Origin of the sequence: Sphingobium sp. TKS (assembly GCF_001563265.1) — a bacterium.
In the GTDB taxonomy this organism is placed as follows: domain Bacteria; phylum Pseudomonadota; class Alphaproteobacteria; order Sphingomonadales; family Sphingomonadaceae; genus Sphingobium.
The window spans coordinates 1,801,150-1,820,457 of sequence record NZ_CP005083.1 but is presented as its reverse complement, the minus strand read 5'-3'; the positions used below and the strand labels follow the sequence as shown (position 1 = coordinate 1,820,457).

The 19,308-nt window shown below is 63.7% G+C and carries 16 protein-coding genes and 1 tRNA gene; 9 read left to right on the top strand and 8 right to left on the bottom strand.

The window, feature by feature from the left end; all coding sequences use genetic code 11:
- Positions 1-5 precede the first annotated feature (5 nt).
- The 3 genes from K426_RS09150 to K426_RS09140 all read right to left on the bottom strand — a co-directional run bounded on the left by K426_RS09150 (position 6) and on the right by K426_RS09140 (position 1,613).
- Complete coding sequence (locus K426_RS09150) at positions 6-275, bottom strand: proton-translocating transhydrogenase family protein (protein ID WP_066556130.1); 270 nt, start codon at positions 273-275, stop codon at positions 6-8.
- Between the two features lie 68 nt (positions 276-343).
- Positions 344-1,462: an NAD(P) transhydrogenase subunit alpha gene (locus tag K426_RS09145; RefSeq protein WP_066561578.1), complete on the bottom strand. Its 1,119-nt coding sequence runs from the start codon at positions 1,460-1,462 to the stop codon at positions 344-346.
- 25 nt (positions 1,463-1,487) lie between these two features.
- A complete protein-coding gene (locus tag K426_RS09140) occupies positions 1,488-1,613 on the bottom strand; it encodes an aa3-type cytochrome c oxidase subunit IV (protein ID WP_066556128.1) in 126 nt (41 codons plus the stop codon).
- Between the two features lie 212 nt (positions 1,614-1,825).
- Here K426_RS09140 and K426_RS09135 point away from each other — a divergent pair, with 212 nt between their 5' ends.
- Both K426_RS09135 and K426_RS09130 read left to right on the top strand, forming a co-directional pair.
- Entirely contained in the window at positions 1,826-3,274 is a 1,449-nt protein-coding gene (locus tag K426_RS09135; protein WP_066556126.1) for a sigma-54-dependent transcriptional regulator, read from the top strand.
- 105 nt (positions 3,275-3,379) lie between these two features.
- Complete coding sequence (locus K426_RS09130; RefSeq protein ID WP_066556125.1) at positions 3,380-4,006, top strand: hypothetical protein; 627 nt, start codon at positions 3,380-3,382, stop codon at positions 4,004-4,006.
- A gap of 144 nt (positions 4,007-4,150) precedes the next feature.
- Here the strand turns inward: K426_RS09130 and K426_RS09125 are convergent, their stop codons facing one another.
- Both K426_RS09125 and K426_RS09120 read right to left on the bottom strand, forming a co-directional pair.
- On the bottom strand, positions 4,151-5,500 hold the full coding sequence (locus tag K426_RS09125; protein ID WP_066556123.1) for a DEAD/DEAH box helicase: 1,350 nt from the start codon (positions 5,498-5,500) through the stop codon (positions 4,151-4,153).
- 111 nt (positions 5,501-5,611) lie between these two features.
- Positions 5,612-6,046 carry a hypothetical protein gene (locus K426_RS09120; RefSeq protein WP_066556121.1) on the bottom strand — a complete coding sequence of 145 codons (435 nt, stop codon included), beginning with the start codon at positions 6,044-6,046 and terminating at the stop codon, positions 5,612-5,614.
- A gap of 78 nt (positions 6,047-6,124) precedes the next feature.
- Here K426_RS09120 and K426_RS09115 point away from each other — a divergent pair, with 78 nt between their 5' ends.
- The 3 genes from K426_RS09115 to K426_RS09105 all read left to right on the top strand — a co-directional run bounded on the left by K426_RS09115 (position 6,125) and on the right by K426_RS09105 (position 8,861).
- Positions 6,125-7,564, top strand: coding sequence for an FAD-binding oxidoreductase (locus K426_RS09115; protein ID WP_066556119.1), 1,440 nt, complete (start codon positions 6,125-6,127; stop codon positions 7,562-7,564).
- A 141-nt stretch (positions 7,565-7,705) separates the two neighbouring features.
- Positions 7,706-8,494 carry a SapC family protein gene (locus tag K426_RS09110; protein ID WP_066556117.1) on the top strand — a complete coding sequence of 263 codons (789 nt, stop codon included), beginning with the start codon at positions 7,706-7,708 and terminating at the stop codon, positions 8,492-8,494.
- A 292-nt stretch (positions 8,495-8,786) separates the two neighbouring features.
- Positions 8,787-8,861, top strand: a tRNA-Glu gene (locus K426_RS09105).
- A 431-nt stretch (positions 8,862-9,292) separates the two neighbouring features.
- Here the strand turns inward: K426_RS09105 and K426_RS09100 are convergent.
- From K426_RS09100 to K426_RS09090, 3 genes are all read right to left on the bottom strand, one after another.
- The gene (locus K426_RS09100) at positions 9,293-10,648 is read right to left on the bottom strand and encodes a HAMP domain-containing sensor histidine kinase (protein ID WP_145907227.1); all 1,356 of its coding nucleotides are present in this window, start codon (positions 10,646-10,648) and stop codon (positions 9,293-9,295) included.
- Positions 10,641-11,318 (bottom strand): response regulator transcription factor, encoded by a 678-nt coding sequence (locus K426_RS09095; protein WP_066556116.1) that lies wholly within the window; start codon positions 11,316-11,318, stop codon positions 10,641-10,643. Before K426_RS09095 ends, K426_RS09100 begins: the two co-directional genes overlap by 8 nt.
- 276 nt (positions 11,319-11,594) lie before the next feature.
- Positions 11,595-12,632, bottom strand: coding sequence for an IS110 family transposase (locus tag K426_RS09090; RefSeq protein ID WP_066553395.1), 1,038 nt, complete (start codon positions 12,630-12,632; stop codon positions 11,595-11,597).
- 418 nt (positions 12,633-13,050) lie between these two features.
- Between K426_RS09090 and K426_RS09085 the strand changes: the two genes are divergently transcribed.
- The 4 genes from K426_RS09085 (at position 13,051) to K426_RS09070 (ending at position 19,305) form a co-directional block, all read left to right on the top strand.
- Positions 13,051-15,306: a TonB-dependent receptor gene (locus K426_RS09085; protein ID WP_066556115.1), complete on the top strand. Its 2,256-nt coding sequence runs from the start codon at positions 13,051-13,053 to the stop codon at positions 15,304-15,306.
- Between the two features lie 28 nt (positions 15,307-15,334).
- A complete protein-coding gene (locus tag K426_RS09080) occupies positions 15,335-16,702 on the top strand; it encodes a metallophosphoesterase family protein (RefSeq protein WP_066561575.1) in 1,368 nt (455 codons plus the stop codon).
- Between the two features lie 204 nt (positions 16,703-16,906).
- Positions 16,907-18,310 carry a TolC family protein gene (locus tag K426_RS09075; protein ID WP_066556114.1) on the top strand — a complete coding sequence of 468 codons (1,404 nt, stop codon included), beginning with the start codon at positions 16,907-16,909 and terminating at the stop codon, positions 18,308-18,310.
- Positions 18,307-19,305: a hypothetical protein gene (locus K426_RS09070; RefSeq protein WP_066556113.1), complete on the top strand. Its 999-nt coding sequence runs from the start codon at positions 18,307-18,309 to the stop codon at positions 19,303-19,305. The genes K426_RS09075 and K426_RS09070 overlap by 4 nt, the downstream gene beginning before the upstream one ends.
- The last annotated feature ends 3 nt before the right edge of the window (positions 19,306-19,308 follow it).

Genomic DNA, 19,308 nt, shown 5'->3' with positions numbered 1-19,308 from the left:
CTCCATCACGGACGTGGCGGCGTGTCGAGCCGCCTCGCCGCCACGAAACCGCCGCATAGCCCTGCGCTGCCCATGACTATGCCGAGCAGCCCCAGCGTCCGCGCCGCCGCGCTCCCCGCCTCCGCCGAGACGATCAGGGCGCCGATCAAGATGGCGGATGACAGCATCTGAAGGATGGCCGCCAGCGCCCAGCCGTCATCCGGCCGGGCCCGCCATCCGACGACCATTCCAAAGCCACAGGCGGCCAAAAAGGAAATGAGGAGGAACAGGGTCATCTGTTCCTCCTCATTGCATGAAGTCGCCTGCGGTCAAGCCCTGTCACGCAGGACAAGGCCGCCCGGTGTCAGAGCAGTCGTTCGCTGACGACCTTGCCGCCCTGCGTCACGCGGATGGCGTTGCCGATTTCCTCATCCAGCACCGGCGCATTCTGATCCTTGTTCCAGAATGCGGAGAGGAAATTATAGAGGTTGCGCGCAAACAAAGCGGACGCATCCGCCGCAAGGCGCGAAGGCACATTCTTGTGCCCGACGATCTTGACGCCATGCCGCTCGACCACTTCGCCCAGCACCGCGCCCTCGACATTGCCGCCCTGCTCGACGGCGAGGTCGACGATCACGCTGCCCGGCTTCATCGACGCGATCTGCGCGTCGGTGATCAGGCGCGGCGCGGCCCTGCCGGGAATCAACGCCGTAGTGATCACGATATCCTGCTTGGCGATATGGCCGGACACCAGATCGGCTTGCGCCTTCTGATACTCCTCCGACATTTCGGTGGCATAGCCGCCCTTGCCCTCGCCCTCTATGCCCGCAACGCTTTCCACGAAGATCGCCTTGGCGCCCAGGCTCTCGATCTGTTCCTTGGTGGCGGAACGCACGTCGGTCGCGGAAACCTGCGCGCCCAGGCGCTTGGCGGTCGCGATCGCCTGCAAGCCCGCGACGCCAACCCCCATGATGAAGGCCTTGGCCGGGGACACCGTGCCCGCCGCGGTCATCATCATCGGGAAGGACCGGCCATATTCGGCGGCGGCGTCCAGTACGGCCTTGTAGCCGGAAAGATTGGACTGGGACGACAGGATATCCATCGACTGCGCGCGGGTTATGCGCGGCATGAACTCCATCGCCAGCGCTTCGAATCCCGCAGCGGCATAGGCATCGACCCGCGCCCGTTCCACGAAGGGATTGAGACCTGCGACGATCCAGGCGCCGGATTTGGCCCCCGCAATGCTGACCGGGTCCGGCCCCTGCACGCCCAATATGATGTCGGCACCCGCCACGGTCGCGGCGCGGTCCGCCACGGTCGCTCCCATGGCGGCATAATCAGCGTCGGATATGGAGGCTGTCAGGCCAGCGCCCGCCTCCACCGCGACATCGGCGCCGAGCGCCTTGAACTTCTTGACCGTTTCCGGCGTGCCGGAAACGCGGCGCTCACCCTCGGCAAGCTCCCTGACAATCGCTATTTTCATGGACATCCCCCTGCCGTCGCCCGCCTTAGCTGGCGATCAGCACCACGACCAAAGCGGCGACCACGGCACTGGCGATCGTTCCCCATTTCATAAGGGACACGAACCCTTCATAAGTCTGGGTTGCGCTGTTCAAATTCCCGTCCGAAGCCATGCACTGTCCCTCTCTGTTTCCGGAGCCGCATTTTCCGAGCCGTTGACCGCGAAGGGTCAGGTTGAAAATGCTCCGGCCTGTTTCGTCGGCATCCTCTTATCGTCAAGCCCTCCCCCCCTCAAGTCGTGAGCGAACAAGAAAATCTTTTCGGTTAAGCCGGTCTTTACCCCTCCCCTCTACCTTTGGACGCCAGTTCGCATATGAGGGGTAAGATGGTGCGCGACGGCGTTCCGATGCTGATGTTGATCGATGACGAGCCGGCGCAGCGCAGGCTGGTTTCGGCTTTGGCCGCGCGCGCTGGATGGCGCACCATCTTCGCCAATGACGGCGATACCGCGATCGCGATGCTGGGCACGCAGGACGGCATGCGGCTCGACGCCGTGCTGCTCGACCAGTGGAGTCCGAGCTATGAACCGACCGGCCTGATCCGCGAGTTGCGCGCCCGCCGCCCGGCGCTGCCCATCCTGGTCCTGACCGCACACAATAATGTCGCCGTCGCGGTGGAAGCGATGCGGGCGGGCGCCACGGACTATCTGGCCAAGCCGATCGCGCCCGAAAGGCTGCTCGCGGCCCTCAACGCCACGCTGAACGGCGATCATGGCAAGGGCGAGCTGCGTCCGCTCACCGAAAAAATCCCCGCTGCCCTTTCCTTCGAGGACGTGGTCGGCGCCGCGCCCCAATTCCGCGCCGCGCTCGCCATAGCGGCCAAGGCAGCCCGCGCCCGCGTACCAGTGCTGATCGAAGGCGAGAGCGGCGTCGGCAAAGATGTGATCGCTCGCGCGATCCATGCCGCCTCCCCCCGTCACAAACAGGCGATGATCACCGTGAATTGCGGCGCCATTCCCGCCAATCTGGTCGAATCGGACCTGTTTGGCCATGAGCGCGGTGCCTTCACCGGCGCCTTCGAGCGGCAGATCGGCAAGTTCGCCGCAGCCGACATGGGCACCATCTTCCTGGATGAAGTCAGCGAAATGCCGCTCGACGCGCAGGTGAAGCTGCTGCGCGTGCTGCAGGATGGCGAGGTGCAGCCGATCGGCGCGCGCCGCCCGATCCATGTCGACGTCCGCGTCATCGCCGCCACCAACAAGCGGCTGCATGATGAGATCGAGGCGGGCCGCTTCCGCGAGGATCTTTATTACCGCCTCAATGTGGTGCAGCTCACCATTCCCCCGCTGCGGGAGCGGTTGGGCGATGTGCCGGCGCTTTGCCGCCATCTGCTCTCCCGCATCGCGACCCAGCCGGGGCTGCGCGGCCTGGGCCTGACCGACGATGCGCTAGCGCTGCTGATGCAGCATGACTGGCCGGGCAATGTGCGCCAGCTTCAGAACGCCCTGTTCCGCGCAGCCGTGCTGTGCGAGGGCGATGCCCTGACACCGCAGGATTTCCCGCAGATCGCCGCCCATATCCGCAGCCGCGCCCATGGCGACACGCACCATGGCCGACTGCGCGCCGTGCCCCAGCCGCATCGGGAGGCCGCCGGCATCACCCTGTTCGAAGGCGACGGCCATGTCCGCCAATTGGCCGAGATCGAGGCGGACGTCATCCGCCTGGCCATCGGCCATTATCGCGGGCGGATGACCGAAGTGGCCCGTCGGCTGGGCATCGGCCGCTCGACCCTCTACCGCAAGCTGGCGGAGCTGGGGATCGACAGCGCCGCATGATCGCGTGACGGAAGTAGGGCGAACAGCCTCTTCCCGCCGTCGCCCCATCGCTCAACGATCGGCTGCAAAGTTGAAATGTTGCGGCGGCTATGCTTTGGGAGAGCGATGAAAAGAACCGCCCTTGCCGTCGCCCTGCCCCTCCTGCTGCTGGTCGCCTGCGGCCGCGCCGAACCTGTCGAGGATCTGCCGAGCCAGGAGGAGCTTGCCGCCGCCGCCAACGCGGCCGCGGCCAAGGCGATGGCCAGTGCCAAGGCCGACACCCCGGCCTCCCGCAATTACGTCAATGTCGAGCGCGGCTTTTCCATCACCTTCCCTGAGGGCTGGGAAAAGAACGCCGCCTCCAGCAATGCCGACGGCGTGGTCTATCAGGATCCCGGCGCAGGCGCAGATGTCCGCATCTTCTGGCAGAAGAAGGATGGGGACCAGACGCTGCAACAGATCGTCGAAACTGTGAACGAGGGTTCCGAAGGGGTCAGCGGCGATTATATCGGCAACAATGAATATCGCGGCACCGCCAATGACGGCGAAGGCAATAATGTCGCGCTGCGCCTGATGAAACAGCCGGACGGCACCATCGTCACCGCCAGCTTCGTCTATCCCGAAATGCTGAGCGAGCAATATCAGACGATGGCGGAAAAGACGCTGGACAGCCTGCACATCTTCGCCCCCAAGGCCCAGACGCCGGAGGGTAGCGCGGCGGCGACGCCAGCGGCCAACGCCGCGACGCCCTGACGCCAGAGCGATTTAGCTGCGCTGGCCTTCGGCTCCAAGCGGTCGGAAACGCAGTTCGGCGCAGTCAATCGATCGACGGTTAATAAATCGCGTAAATCAAAGAACTAGAGAGCACGCCCTGCATCCAGTTTAACGCAGCGCGCTCTAAATTCCAAAGCCGACCGACAAAAACTCCGGAACCGGCCCGTTCCAGCCCTCGTCCGGACCGTTATCCACCGGCTCGGGCCGACGCGGACGGGCGCCATTGCCTTCGGGGCGCGCCACACGAGGCTCTTCAGAGCGATGGTCGTCACGGCGCTTGTCGGACTTGCGATCCTTCCGCCGATCCCTGTCCGCCTTGCGCGGTTCATCGGCGCTGCGTTCAGCCGGAGCCGCAGCCGCCGGCGCATCGATCATCTCGATCTTCTGCTTGATCAGCTTCTGGATATTGTCGATCGCCTCGGCATCGTCCGCCGTCACGAAGGTATAGGCGACCCCCTTCGCCCCTGCCCGGCCGGTACGGCCGATGCGGTGGACATAATCGTCCGGATGCCAGGGCGCATCGAAGTTGAACACATGGCTCACGCCCTTGATGTCCAGCCCACGCGCCGCCACGTCCGACGCCACGAGGATATTCACCGTCCCCGCCCGGAACCGTTCCAGCTCCGCGATGCGCGCCGACTGGTCAATATCGCCGTGAATCTCGCCCGACTTGAAGCCATGGCGCTGGAGGCTCTTGTTAAGATCCCGCACCGTCGTCTTGCGGTTGCAGAAGATCACCGCGCTCAGCACATCCTCCGCTTCCAGCATCGCCCGCAGCGCTTCCCGCTTCTTGCGCGAATCGACCTTCACCAGCCGCTGGGTGATGTTGATCGAGGCCGTCGCGGGCCGCGCCACCTCAATCGACTTGGGATTGCTCAGGAACCGATCCGCCAGCTTCTTGATCGGCGCCGGCATGGTCGCGGAAAACAGCAAAGTCTGCCGCTGGGCGGGCAGCTTGGTGCAGATTTCCTCGATGTCCGGGATGAAGCCCATGTCGAGCATGCGGTCCGCTTCGTCGATCACCAGCATGCTGCAACCGTTGAGCAGGATCTTGCCGCGCTGGAACAGGTCCATCAGGCGCCCTGGCGTCGCGATCAGCACGTCCACGCCCTTTTCCAAGGCTTTGAGCTGATCGCCCATCTGCACGCCGCCGATCAGCAGCGCCATGTTGAGCTTGTGATACTTCCCGTATTTCTCGAAATTCTCTGCCACCTGGGCGGCGAGTTCGCGCGTCGGTTCCAGGATCAACGATCGCGGCATCAGCGCGCGGGCGCGGCCATGCGCCAATATGTCGATCATCGGCAACACGAAGCTGGCGGTCTTGCCAGTCCCCGTCTGGGCGATGCCGATAATGTCCTTCATCATCAGAACGGGCGGGATCGCCTGCGCCTGGATCGGCGTGGGCGTGTCATATCCGGCCTCGCTTACGGCCTTCAATAATTCGTCGGAAAGGCCGAGATCGGCAAAAGTCATTCAAATGTCCGGGACAGGAGGCTATCCACCGCGCGAAAACACGCAGAGGAAATCGCGCGCGCCTTGCGGAAATATCGCTCTCTTGTCAAGAAAATCGCGAAAATGATGCCCTTATTCGTCAGGTTCGGCCTGTTCCAGCCGCCGAAAACTGTCGATCCCGCAACTGACGCCGCTACGCGCCTGCAACTCGTCCCGCCCCGAACAGAGCGACCCATCCTCATCGGGCTCGACATAGAAGCCGGAATAAAAGCCCATGCTGTTGCACCCGCGTTCCAGCCTGGCGCGATAGCGGTGATTATCCGCCAGCAACAAATCTATGGCATTGTCCATCAGGATGCTTGCCGACCGAATCGAGCGCAGGGCGATGCAACGCGGCCCCTTCTTCTCCTTCCAGTCATTGCGCGCGTCGGGCACCGGGCGCGCCGGGGCACGGCCCTTTTTCGCCATCGGCACGCGAATGATGATGCGCTGCTCGATCGTCAACTGCGCCCACTGCACGGGCTCGGCGGCTGGCACGGTCAACAGCAGCAGGACGGAATGAAACAAGTCGAACCCCTTTTGGGACGCAGACGCTATGGACCAAAGGTTGAACCGTCGATGAATTCCAAGGCATAGGACAGTCCCATGATAGGACAAGATGTTATCGCCCGCTTCACCGCCCTGTTGGGGGAAAAGCGCGTCGTGACCGATGCGGACGACATCGCCCCCTGGGTCAGCGACTGGCGCGGGCGCTATCATGGCGCGGCCATGGCGATCCTTCAGCCGGATACGACCGAGCAGGTCGCCGCCGCCGTCAAACTGGCCGCGGACCTTGGCATACCGCTGGTGCCGCAGGGCGGCAACACCTCCATGGTCGGCGGCGCCACGCCGCCTGCGGACGGTTCCGCGCTGATCCTGTCGCTCCGCCGCATGAACCGCATCCGCAGCCTGTCGCCTGACGATAATCTGGCCGTGTGCGAAGCGGGCTTGATCCTCTCCAACCTCCACGATGCCGCAACCGCCGTGGACCGCCGCTTCCCCTTGAGTCTGGGCGCCAAGGGTTCCGCCACGATCGGCGGCCTCATCTCCACCAACGCGGGCGGCACGCAGGTGCTACGCCATGGCACGATGCGCGCGCTGGTCGAAGGGATCGAGGCCGTCTTGCCCGATGGCAGCATCTTCCATGGGCTGGACGCCCTCAAGAAGGACAATCGCGGCTATGATATCAAGCAATTGCTGATCGGCGCCGAAGGCACGCTGGGCGTCATCACTGCCGCCTCGCTGCGCCTGGTTCCGGCCATCGCCGCCCGCGCGGTCGGCTGGGTCGGAGTCCCCTCGCCCACAGACGCGCTCGCCCTGCTCCGCCTCTGCGAAGCGCGTCTCGGTGACAGCGTCGAGGGTTTCGAGGTGATCGCGGATGATGGCCTAGGCCATGTCCTCTCGCATATTCCCGGCACCCGCTGCCCGATCGAGACGCGCACGCCCTGGCATGTGCTGATCGAAGTCGACCATGGCGACCTGCGCGAACCCGGCCCCGCCGAACGGCTCGAAAGCGCGCTGGCCGAAGCGCTGGAGCAAGGCATCGCCGTCGACGCCGCCATCGCCGCCAACGAAGCGCAGGCCGAAGCCTTCTGGCGCATCCGCGAATCGCTTTCCGAATCCGAACGCGCCCAGGGACCGGCGCTGCAATATGACATTAGCGTCCCGGTCGCCCGCATGCCCGCCTTCATGGTCGACGCGGCGGCAGCGGCGGAAAGAACCTTCCCCGGCACCACCGCCTCATCTTTTGGCCATCTGGGCGACGGCAACGTCCATTTCCACGTCCGCGCACCCAAGGGGACGAGCGACGGCCCGGCCTGGATCGCGGCGGAGGGACAAACGATCAACGCCTTCGTCCACGACGCGGTGGTCGCGGCGGGCGGATCGATCTCCGCCGAACATGGCATCGGCCAGATGAAGCGCGCCGAACTGGGTCGCCTTGCCAGCCCCGCGCGGCTGCATGCCCTGCGCGCGATCAAGACCGCCTTCGATCCTCAGGGCATCATGAATCCGGACAAGCTCATCCCCCGCCCGGAAGAAGGCTGAAGGCAGGCCCGCCTGAAGCACCGGGCGTCGACAAAGCGATTGCCTCCCGCGCTCGAGGGCTTTATCTCCCTCGGCCCAGTATCAGGCCCGCGGCGCAAGGGAAAATGCGCCGCTTTTTTGTTAGAAATGGACTAGCACATCATGGCAAGCGCGCCCGCGAACGGCCTTCCCGTCTTCTACAACGACCTTATTCCGCTGAGCAGCGTCGATCATGCCGCCTATCGCAGCCGCTCCGTCGATTCGGCGCCCTTCCTCACCAAGCAGCACGCGATCCCGCTGACCGTCGACGAATTCGTCGCTGCCCAGCGCTTCGTGCCGATCATCTTCTCCGCCGGCGACGAGCCGGTCCCGCTGGCGCTGATGGGTCTTAACGAGGGCGTCAACACCTTCCTCGACGATGAAGGCAAGCTGCGCGGCCCGGCCTATGTCCCGGCCTATGTCCGTCGCTATCCCTGGATGCTGGCAAAGCTGCGCCCCGACAGCGACGAACTGTCGCTCTGCTTCGATCCGACCAGCGACGCGATCGGCGCGTTCGAAGATGGCCAGCCGCTGTTCGAGGACGGCAAGCCCAGCGAACTGACCCAGGGCGTCCTCAAATTCTGCGAGGATTTCGAACAGGCCGCCGCCCGCACCGGCCAGTTCATGAAGGATCTGAAGGATCTGGACCTGCTGATGGACGGCGAAGTCGCCATCCAGGTGCCGGGCAATGATCAGCCCTTCGTCTATCGCGGCTTCCGCATGGTGAATGAGGAAAAGCTGCGCGACATGCGGGGCGACCAGCTACGAAAGATCAGCCAGAACGGAATGCTGCCGCTGATCTACGCCCATCTCTTCTCGCTCCAACTAATGCGTGAACTGTTCGAGGCGCAGGTGACGCAGGGCAAGGGTCCGATCGCTGTGCCCTCAGCGCCCCAACCCGCTGAATCTTAATTGAAATTAAGCATTTATGACAAATATTTAAGAAAAAAGGTTGCGCGATGCCACTTGAAACTCCGCGCAGCTTTCTCTATTTACCGAACATACGGCGCACCTGCCCCCCTTTCGGGTGTGTCGTATGGGCGCCTCCCCCTTAGGAGGCGTCTCCTCCCTGAACCTTGGCCACCCCATGCGAATCGCATGGGGTGGTTTTTTATGTGCCGCAGGAAAGTGCACGGGTTTCGCTTGACGGCTCGTACCCGCCCTCTTAAAGGCGGCCCCCTGCCCGTCGCCCAATGCGACCAGTGGCCCCTTCGTCTAGCGGTTAGGACGCGGCCCTCTCACGGCTGAAACACGGGTTCGATTCCCGTAGGGGTCACCAATAAAATCAAGGACTTAGCTCCGTAATTTTGGTAGATTATCAATAAACGGATCGGGATCCTGTAGAACGGAACAGGACGATTTGCTGCTCTGTGCAGCTTATTCGTTTTCACGATATGCCGAGGTTCAGCGCGGAGATGGCAGGCGCCGTGCTCGGGGCCGATAGCCAAATTGCAAAGTTCGCCTGAGCGAATATCCCCTCAACGCCTGGACGCGGTGAGAAGGGTCCGTAAATCCTCCACGAGAATCAGCGTCGCCTGCCCCTCATTCGAGGTTCTCAGAGAGCCATCCTTGATAAGAGAATAAAGCTTTGATCGACTGGTCCCAGTGATCGAACCGCTACTGGGATGCGCGCACTCAATAGCGCGGCATCGATCGCCCTTTGCTCGGGACACTATTCCATCATGTCGCAGACTTCCCGTCCAGCATCGACTATGCAGGCACGGTTTGCGGCAGAATGAACCCTATCGTCAGTCCCGGTGCATTGTCACCGATTTCCAATTGCCCATCATGCATTGCGACGATCGCCGCGACCAAATTAAGGCCCAGGCCATGGCCAGCCGTGGTTCTGCCGCGGTCCATGCGCACGAAACGGCGGAAAATGGCTTCATGCGCGTCGCCGGGCACGCCCGGTCCATTGTCACAGACCGCAACACGCACCTTGCCGTCACGGTTTTCGAGAAGCAGATGTATGGCCGTACCGGGCTGCGTGTGTACCTGCGCGTTGTCGAGCAGGTTCACGATCGCCTGCGAGAGCAATTCCCGATCACCTTGCACCGTTGCGATAGCAGCCAAATTTGCGGTCAAGGTGCGACCGCCTTCTTCAACGGCGGGGATATAGCTGTCTGCCATGTCGCGGGCGATTTCCGCCAGATCAACGGTCCGAAAACTCGCCTTGCGCCGTCCACCCTCGATTTCGCTGATACGTAAAATGGCCGCGAACAGGGCAAGTAGCTTGTCCGTCTGATCCAGCGCGGAAGCCAGCCTTTCCCGCAGGCGATCCGGATCCTCCCCGCCTTCCAGGCTCTCTTCCAGATGACTGCGCAGCCGGGCCAGTGGCGTGCGCAGGTCATGCGCGATGTCCCCCGACAATTGACGCAGATTTTCAAGCAGGACCGTGATCCGGTCCAGCATCCGGTTGAGCGAATGGGCCAGCGCGTCAAATTCGTCGCCGGTCCCGCTTTCAGGCACGCGGCGGTTAATATCGCCCGCCATGATCCGGTCGGCCGCACCACTGATGGCAGCCAGGCGACGGCGGAGATAGGCGCCAAGCAGGAGCGCGCCGGTCAGGCTGAGCAGCAGCACGATGGCGAACGCCACCAGAAAAATGCCGCCTAACGTCTGGTCGACACGCTCGACCACCGAACGATCCGCGCCTACGATCAGGCGAGAGCCATCATCCAGATCGACGGACCAAGCGCGGGCGACATCCGGCCCCTCCAGAACGTCCTGAAAATCAAGGTTGCTCCAACCCACTGGCGGACGGCGGGCATGCAGGCCGCCCGCTATGCGCCGGCCGTCCCGCGCGAACACCGCATATAGGGGTTCATTGGCGCTATTACCTGCCTCTCGCTCGCCAATGGCAAAGGTTAGTCCATCATGCCCCTCGAGCCGATATTCAGCGATCAGGGCGCCGCTATCCTCGACGATCTGCGCTTCCAGTTGACGCATGAAGGCGGCATGGGCGAAAAGGATCACCGCGACGCCCAGCAACGCCGTCGCCAGCGCAAAGCCCAGCGCATAAACCAGCGCGATGCGATAGGCCGCGCTGCGCAGCACCTTAGCCATGCATGGCCAGCCTGTAGCCGACACCGCGCACGGATTCGATGCTGGCGGGCACGCCGCTGTCGCTGAGTTTCGAGCGCAACCGGCTGATATGGGTTTCAACGATGCTGGTCTGCGGATTGAAGGTGAAGCCCCAGACCCGTTCCAGCAGCATGGCGCGGGTCACCGGTTCGCCGGAATGGCGCATCAGTTCCTCCAGCAGCCGCATCTCGCGCGGCTGGAGCGCCACAAGCCGTCCCTTGTAGCGCAAATCCCGCCGCATCAGGTCAAGGACGAGTTCCCCCTCCTCGATCCGGGAACCGGGATCGGGCACATGGGCGCGGCGCGTGATGGCCTGAAGCCGCGCCAGCAGTTCGTTCATGGCGAAAGGCTTGCCGACATGATCGTCCGCTCCCGCCTCCAGACCCTCCACCCGGTCATCGATGCCGTCGAGCGCGGTCAGCAGCAGCACCGGCACCCGCTCACCCCGTCTGCGCCACTGCCGCACCAGATCCAGCCCAGTCATGCCCGGCAGCATCCGGTCGAGAATCACGGCGTCGAAAGCCTGTTTCCCGACATCAGTTGCCGCCTGTTCGGCGCTCGTCACGCCGTGCACCGCATGCCCGGCGCGGCGCAGGCCATTTTCGATGAACAGGCGCAGATCGGGATCGTCCTCTACCACCAGAATTTGCAATGCTCAGGCTCCCAATGCTGAGAGTCTTCTCTGATTGGGGCGTTTTGGGTCAAGCTGTTTCCTCGTATTCGTGACCGTTCCCATGGATCACTCGCTTCTCTCCGCGGTCAGCGCTGGGCTGCCGCATAATGGGGTCAGGAGAGCGGGATGCCTCAAGCTGTTTCGCGACCTTCGGCAAAGCCGAGAATCCGGACTCTCAACGAGGTCATTCCGCCCATCGTCCCCATGGGAACGACCGCTACCCGTCTCTTCAGGCGGGAACTGGTTTGTGTCTCCTCATGCTGCTGTGAACGTCGGTGACTTACCCCAGCGGAACTCGGCCTCATCGCTCCACATACGGTGCAAGATGACGGCAAGCTTGCGAGCCACGGCGACGCGGGCTTTAGCCATGCCGCGCCGCTGGGCAAGGCGCATACCCCACGCCTTTAGCGTCGACCATTTCTGGCAGCGCGTCAGCAGAGTATGCGCCGCCTCGTACAACGCGGTACGGGCGAGTTCGTCGCCACATCGGCTGATGCGGCCTTGGACATCCGTTTCGCCAGACTGGTAGCGACGGGGCGTGAGCCCGAGATGAGCGCCGACGTCGCGGGATCGTCGGAAGCGCTCGGGCAGATCGACCGTCGCCCGGAAGGTGAGCGCGGTCAGCGGCCCCACACCTGGCACCGTCATCAGCCGTCGGCATATCGGCTCAACCCTGACCGCTTCCAGCACGCGCTTCGTCAAATGCTCGATCTGGCGCACCATCACATCGAGCACCGCAAGCAGCGGCTCGATGATGTCGGAGATGGCAGGGTCGACTGACGCGAGTTCGCGGACCAGGCCGGCGAAGAGCTTGCGCGGCGGTGTTCCTAGCTTGAGTCCGACCTCGCGGAGTACGGCCCTCACCGCGTTCTCGATGTCGCGCTGCTTATTCAACATCGTCCGGCGTGCACCGAGCAGCGCGCGGGCCGATCGGCACGGCATGCTCTTCACGTGGACCACGCGATACCAACCAGTGCGGATGATCTGAGCCAGACCACGGGCGTCGTTACGGTCGGTCTTGTTGGGCATCGCACCCATTGCCGCTTTGGCCGCTCGCGTTTCGATGCACAGTGCCGGGAGGCCCGCGCGCGTCAGACCCTGATGCAGCCACGATGACAGCGAGCATGCCTCCAGACCAACGCGCTCGAAGCTCAGACCGGTAGCGGTCAACGTCTCGACCAGTGCATCGGGGTCACTGGCGGCACGAAGCTCACGGATCACTTTGCCCGTGTCATCGACAATGCAGATCGCCGTCTCTTCCAACGATACATCCAGTCCGGCATAATGGCGCATGGTTGCTCCTCCTCATGGTTGTGGCCGCTCGATACGGACCACGTCTTACCATCTGCGAGGAGCAGCCACCCCACCGACTCGGTGGTGAGCCCCAATCACCCCATCTGTTTGGAAATGCGCCTTTGGGCGCATAGCCGCACCAGCCCTCTCCCCCACCTGGCCACCCATATGATACTGCCGTTGGGTGGCCGGGTGGGGGAGAGGGCTGGTGCGGTGCCCGAAATGCGCTCTTCCGCGCATTTCCAAACAGACTCTCAGCCCTCATGTCCGACCGTCGCCGCAACTGTAAGGGCGGCAGGCTGTGCTGGAAACCTTACATTTCCCCACACTTTGAACTGTTACCAAAGCGTCACCGATCCGTCATGACGCACCCATAGCCGGTCCCACGACGCCAAAATGGCTGAAAGGGGACTGATTCATGACCATTTCCACGCTTCGCCGGGCGCTGTTGCTTGGCACCATCGCGACCCTTCCCTGCATCGCCGGCCACGCGATGGCTGCGACGGAGGCCAGCGCGGCCGAGGATCAAGGCATTGCCGAGGGTTCCAACATCCTCGTCACCGCAACCAGGGTCAACGAGATCGCACCTGTCACCGCCTCGCTCCAGACGACGCAGCCGCAGGCGATCATCTCGCGCTCCTTCATCGAGGACTCGCTGCCCGCGACCGCCGATTTCAACCAGATCGCGCTGATTTCGCCCAGCGTTTCCAATTTTGGCGGCACCAACGGCGCGGGCCTATCGGAATCCAAGGCGCAGATCCGCGGCTTTCAGGACGCCGAATATAATATCACCTATGACGGCGTTCCCTTTGGCGACACCAATGACCCGTCGCACCATAGCAACACCTTCTTCCCGTCGAACACGATCGAAACGCTGGTGGTGGACCGCGGCCCCGGCAACGCTTCCAATCTGGGCATCGCCACCTTTGGCGGCAGCATGAACCTCTTTTCCCGCGCCACCCGCGAGGATGCGAGCGCGGAACTGAAGGGCAGCTATGGCACATGGAACACGTGGCTGACCCGCGCTGTGCTGCAAAGCGGTGCCATCAAGCAGCTAGGCGGCACGGAAATCATGCTGTCGGGCCAGCATGTCGAATCGGACGGCGCCCGCAGCTACAGTCCCTTCCGGTCGAACAATATCTTCGGCAAGATAATGATCCCGATCAGCCCTGACGTGAAGCTGACGCTGCTTGGCACCTATAATGAAAACCGCTTCAACCAGCCGGACAAGGATGGCGCGACGCTCAGCCAGGTAGCGCTGTACGGCAAGAATTTCAGCCTGAACAATGATCCGGGCAGTCAGACCTATTATGGCTATAACCACACCCACAAGACGACCGATTTCGAGATCGTCAAGCTGGAGGCGAATATCGCGCCCGGTTCCACCTTCGAAAACCGCGCTTATACCTACAGCTATGACAATGAAACGTTGAGCGGCAATGACGTGACGCTGTTCGCGACGGCGACGCCGGTGCAGATCACGAACGCCAATACCGTCACGCTTACCCCCGGCGGCAAACCAGTCTTCGGCGTGCCGGGCTATACCAAGACCAACAAATATCGCGTCTGGGGCGACATCGCCAAAGTGCGCCTCCAACTGACCGATTTCGCCACGTTGACCGCGGGCCTGTGGCTGGAGCGGGCGAACACCTATCGCCAGCAGCGTGACGTCGATCTGATCACCATGTCGCCCAACTATATCGAAAAGAAGATCGACCTGACCAAATATCCGACTGGCACCATCCAGCCGCCCGCGAACATCAAGTTCGATCAGGACAGCCATACCAACCACAGCGAACTGTTCACCGAACTGGAATTGCGCCCCCTGCCGGGCCTGACCATCACGCCCGGCTTCAAGCATGTCGATTTCGAGCGCCGGATCAACGCCGCCTACAACCAGACCACCCGTTTCGCGCAGAATATCAGCGACGATTATCAGGCCGACCTGCCCTTCCTGACCGCCAACTATGCGGTCAACGACCGGCTGTCAGTCTATGGGCAGTTCGCCAAGGGCTTCCTGGCTCCGCCGCTCAGCGTGCTCTATGTGGTCAATCCCCAGCTTTCATCGGTAGAACCGCAGAAATCGACCAATTATCAAGCTGGTTTCGTCTACCATGGCTCTCATCTAAGCCTCGATGCCGATGTCTATTACATCAACTTCAACAATAAATTCTTTTCCTTCAACTCGCCAGTCCAGAGCGAAGGCACGATCTTCATCAATGCGGGCAAGGTGGTCTACAAGGGCGTCGAAGGCCAGGTGACCTATGCGTTCGACAATGGTTTCGCGGTCTTCGCTAATGCGTCGCGCAACTATGCCAAGACGAACAATGACAATGAGGTGAAACATACCCAGATCGCCAATGCCCCGATGTGGACGGCGGCCGGCGGCGTGCTGTTCAAGCAAGGGCCGGTCAAATTCTCGCTGATCGACAAATATACCGGCCCGCAATATGCGGCTGAGGGCGAACCTGCCGCCTATCGCATCGCCGGTTACAATAGCGCCATCCTGTCGGCCCGTTACGAAATCGGTCCGGTGCGGATCGGCGTCGAGGTGAACGACCTCTTCAACTCGACAAAAATCACCAATATCAACCAGGGCAAGACCGCGCCCTATGACCAATATTTCTACCAGCCCGGCCGCTCGGTCATGGGCGATGTGACGATCACCTTCTGACGAAAACGGGACGATGGCCGGCGGCGTGATGAAATGGGTATTTGTCGCCGGTCTGGCCTGTTGGGGCGCGACCGGGGCGGCGGCGGATCAACCGTCGCCACTCTCGGCCTATATGGTAATGACGGGTGACGGACCGGTGGCCCGCACTGTGATGGCGGGGACGGATGCCTGCCCCCTTCTGTCCATCGACGGAAGGCGCGAGGCGATGAGCGTGCGCGCAGAGCCCGCTGACCTGCCGCAGCGCCCGACCAGATCGAGCGTTGAAAACAGCAAGGCTTCCCGCTTTCCAGTGCGGATATGTGAAGCGCGAATTCCGGCGAATGCGCGAACCGTCCATGTTGCTGACCGCCTTCTTCCGGCGCCCCATGCGTCCGCCCGCCGCATCGTGGTGATTGGTGACACGGGCTGCCGCATCAAGGCGTCGGACAATGCCTATCAGGCGTGCGATGATCCAGAGGCATGGCCTTTCGCCCGGATCGCGCGGCAGGCGGCCGCCTGGAAGCCGGACCTTGTGCTGCATGTGGGCGATTATCTTTATCGCGAAAACCCCTGCGCCGATCATTCGGGCTGCGTGGGCAGTCCGTGGGGTTATGGCTGGGACGCATGGGACGCGGATTTCTTCACGCCGGCCGCGCCATTGCTGGCGGCTGCGCCCTGGGTGATGGTGCGCGGCAATCATGAAAGCTGCCTGCGCGCCGGGCAGGGTTGGTGGCGCCTGCTGGCCGCGCAGCCGTTCGTCGCGGGGCAAGACTGCAATGATGGAGAGAATGATGCGCGTGGCGACGAAAGTGCGCCCTTCGCCGTGCCGCTGGGCGGCGGCGCGCAGGTCATCGCCATCGACCTTGCCATCATGGGCGAGGACGCGATCCCGCCAGGCGATCCACGTTACGGGCAGATCCGGGCGATCCAGCAGGCCATTGCCGACATGGCGAAGGGTCATCGCTTCACCCTTGCAACCGATCACTATCCACTTCTGGGCCTTGCCGCCTCCAACAAGCGGGGCCTGCTGCGCATCCAGGCGGGCTATGCTTCGGTGCGGTTCACTTTCGGCGCTGCCGACCCCTCCCTGACCCTTGCCGGTATCGACATGCTGGTCGCAGGCCATGTCCATGAATGGCAGCAGGCCGATCTTGGCCCCCGACACCCCAGTCAGTTCATTTCCGGCATGGCGGGAACGCAGGAGGATGTGACGCAGGTGCCCGCCGACAGAGCCTTGGGGCAGGAGCCTGTGCCCGGCGCCAAGGTTTTTCGGTTCGACAGTTGGACGGACCATTTCGGCTTCATGACGCTGGAGCGGACGGGCAGGCGGCGCTGGCGGGTCGAGGTTCATGACCTGACCGGGCAGATCATCCGCCGTTGCGTCGTCAAGGGCCGACGCTCCGCCTGCGGAGCCTAAAGCCTAGGGCCAATCGACATTCAGATGATGACGTGCCGAAAATGATGGTTTTTCGTGACCCGGAGCGCAGCGTACTAAAAGTACGTGAGCACCGGAAGCACGAAAAAGCGTCATTTGCAGGCCGTCAGGGCTGAATGTCGATTGGTCCTAACCTTACCATATTGCAATTAGGCGCTTGTCCAGCGCGAGCCTAGAGCCCTCATCATGATGCGCAGGCCGGTTTTCTTCCTGTTTTTGTCGCTATGCGCCTGGCCGCTTGGCGGGTGCCAGTCCTACCACCCCGCGCCCATGGACGCGGCGGCGCTGGCCCTTGCGCGCCAGCAACGCCCCATCGACGCCGGAGCCGTGCAGGCCGAACAGGCACAGATAGCCCCGGCGGCATCCTATGACGCCACGCATTGGACCCGGCTTTCGCTGTTGGCGGCACTGCTGGTCCATAATCCCGATGTCGCCGTCGCGCGGGCCGCCATGGTCACCGCGAGCGCGCAAGAGGCCGCCGCGCGACAAGCCCCCGGCGCGACGCTGACGCTGAGCAGCGAATATGCGAATGATCCTTCGACCCATTCGCCCTGGCTGCTCGGCGGCGCGATCGATGTGCCGCTCGACACGGGAGGACGCCGCGAAGCGCGCATCACCAGCGCAGCCATCGGCGTAGCCATTGCGCGCTATGACTTTGCCGATACGGTCTGGGCCGCACGGATGCAGGCACGCCGTGCGCTGGCCGACATGCTGGTCGCCATGCGCGAGGCCGATGCGGCGACCCGGCTCCTCGCCTTCCGCCATCAGCAGCAGGCGGCGATGGAAAGGCGTCTGAAGGCTGGCGCGGTGGCCCGCGCCGATCTGGAACGGGTGCGGGCCGATGTCGCGACCGCCGCAGCAACCGCCGATGATGCACGCGGCAGGACCGCCGGTGCGCGGCAGACGCTCGCCACCGCCATTGGGTTGCCCGTCGAAGCACTGGCCACCATCGCTTTCGATTGGGCGGATTTCGACGAACCGGCGCCGGAGCCGATGGGGGCCATAGGGGATCGCATCGGTGCGACCGTGGCGCGGGCCGACATCCTCAAGGCCATCGCCGCCTATGATCAGGCGGAAAGCGACCTGCGCGGCGAAATCGCCAAACAATATCCGGCCATCTCCCTTTCGCCGGGCTATATGTGGGAACGGGGTCTCACCAAGCTGCCCCTGTCGATCGGCCTCACATTGCCGCCGCTTGACCTCAACCGCCATGCCATCGCCGCCGCGCAGGCGAAGCGGGCGGAGGCCGGGCGTAAATTGGAGGCGGTGGTCGCCGCCGCCAATGCCGCGCTGGACGCCGCGATCATGGAATGCCGCCTGGCCCGCGCGGCGCTGGCGCGGGTACGGAGCGCCGACCTGCCTATCGCCCGCCGCCTTGCGGCACAGGCTGACGCGCTACTGCGCCAAGGCCAGATTGACCGCACCGACTGGGCCGCCGCGCAGGGCGGGGTGCCGCAAGCCGAGCTGGCGGAATGGGCTGCATTGGCCCGGGTCCATACTGCCGACGCGGCGCTGGAAGATGCGCTGCGTCGGCCCCTTGAAGGGCCTGAATTGATGCTGAAACCCGGTGCGCTGGAGCCTGCCGCATGAAACCGCTGTTCCTTGCCGCTGGCTCTGCCTTGTCGGGCGCGGCGCTTGCGTCGGCCTTGTTCCTTGCCTGGCCCGCGCTGACGCCAGACGCGGACGATGCATCACCATCCGCTACCGCACCAGCCACGCCCGAAGGCGTGGTGGCGCTCGACCCAGCGCAGGCGTCCCGAGCGGGCATTCATGCCGTAACGCTTCTCCCCGCGCAGACAAGCGCGGCCCGGCATGGCCTTGCCCGTGCGCTCGACATCAGCGCCCTGTCCGCTATCCAGAGCGAGATCGTCAGCGCCCGGGCGGCCCTGACTGCCTCGCAGGCGGATGACGCCCGGCAACGCGCGCTCGCGGCCGCCGATCAGAGCGCCTCCACAAAAGCGGTGGAAAGCGCCCGCGCGCAGGCCGTGGCCGATCGAGCGCGGCTGGCCGCCGCCACGCAGCGCGTGGGGCTGGAATATGGTCCCGGTCTGGCGCGGCTGTCATCCGCTGCGCTGGGCGATCTGGTCAGGGCCGTCGCCGCAGGCCAGGCCAGTCTGATCCGGGTGGACTTTGCCGATGGCGCGGCACCTGGGACCGGCGTGGCGCGGATCGGTGAGGGCGCGGCGGTGATGCCTGTCCGCCTGATCGGTCCCGCCGCCGCTGCCGATACCCGTCTGCAAAGCGCGGGTTCGCTCGCGATCATATATGGCGCTCTGGCGCGGGAACTGGGCACGGGCCGCGTGCTGCCGGCCAGCATGGCCCAAACGCAGGGTAGGGAAAGCGGCGTCATCGTGCCCCGAGCCGCGCTGTTGCGCTATCAGGGCGGGCTTTGGGTCTATCGCGCCGAGCCGGGCGGCGGCTATCGGCGGGTCGAGCTGACCGATGCGCGCGCGCAGGCCGATGGCTGGTTCGTGCGCGACGGCCTGAACAACGGTCTGAAACCCGGCGATCGCGTGGCGGCCGACGGCGCGGCTGTACTGCTTTCCATCGAGCGCGGCGGCGAAGCGGCGGGCGAGGACGACTGACGT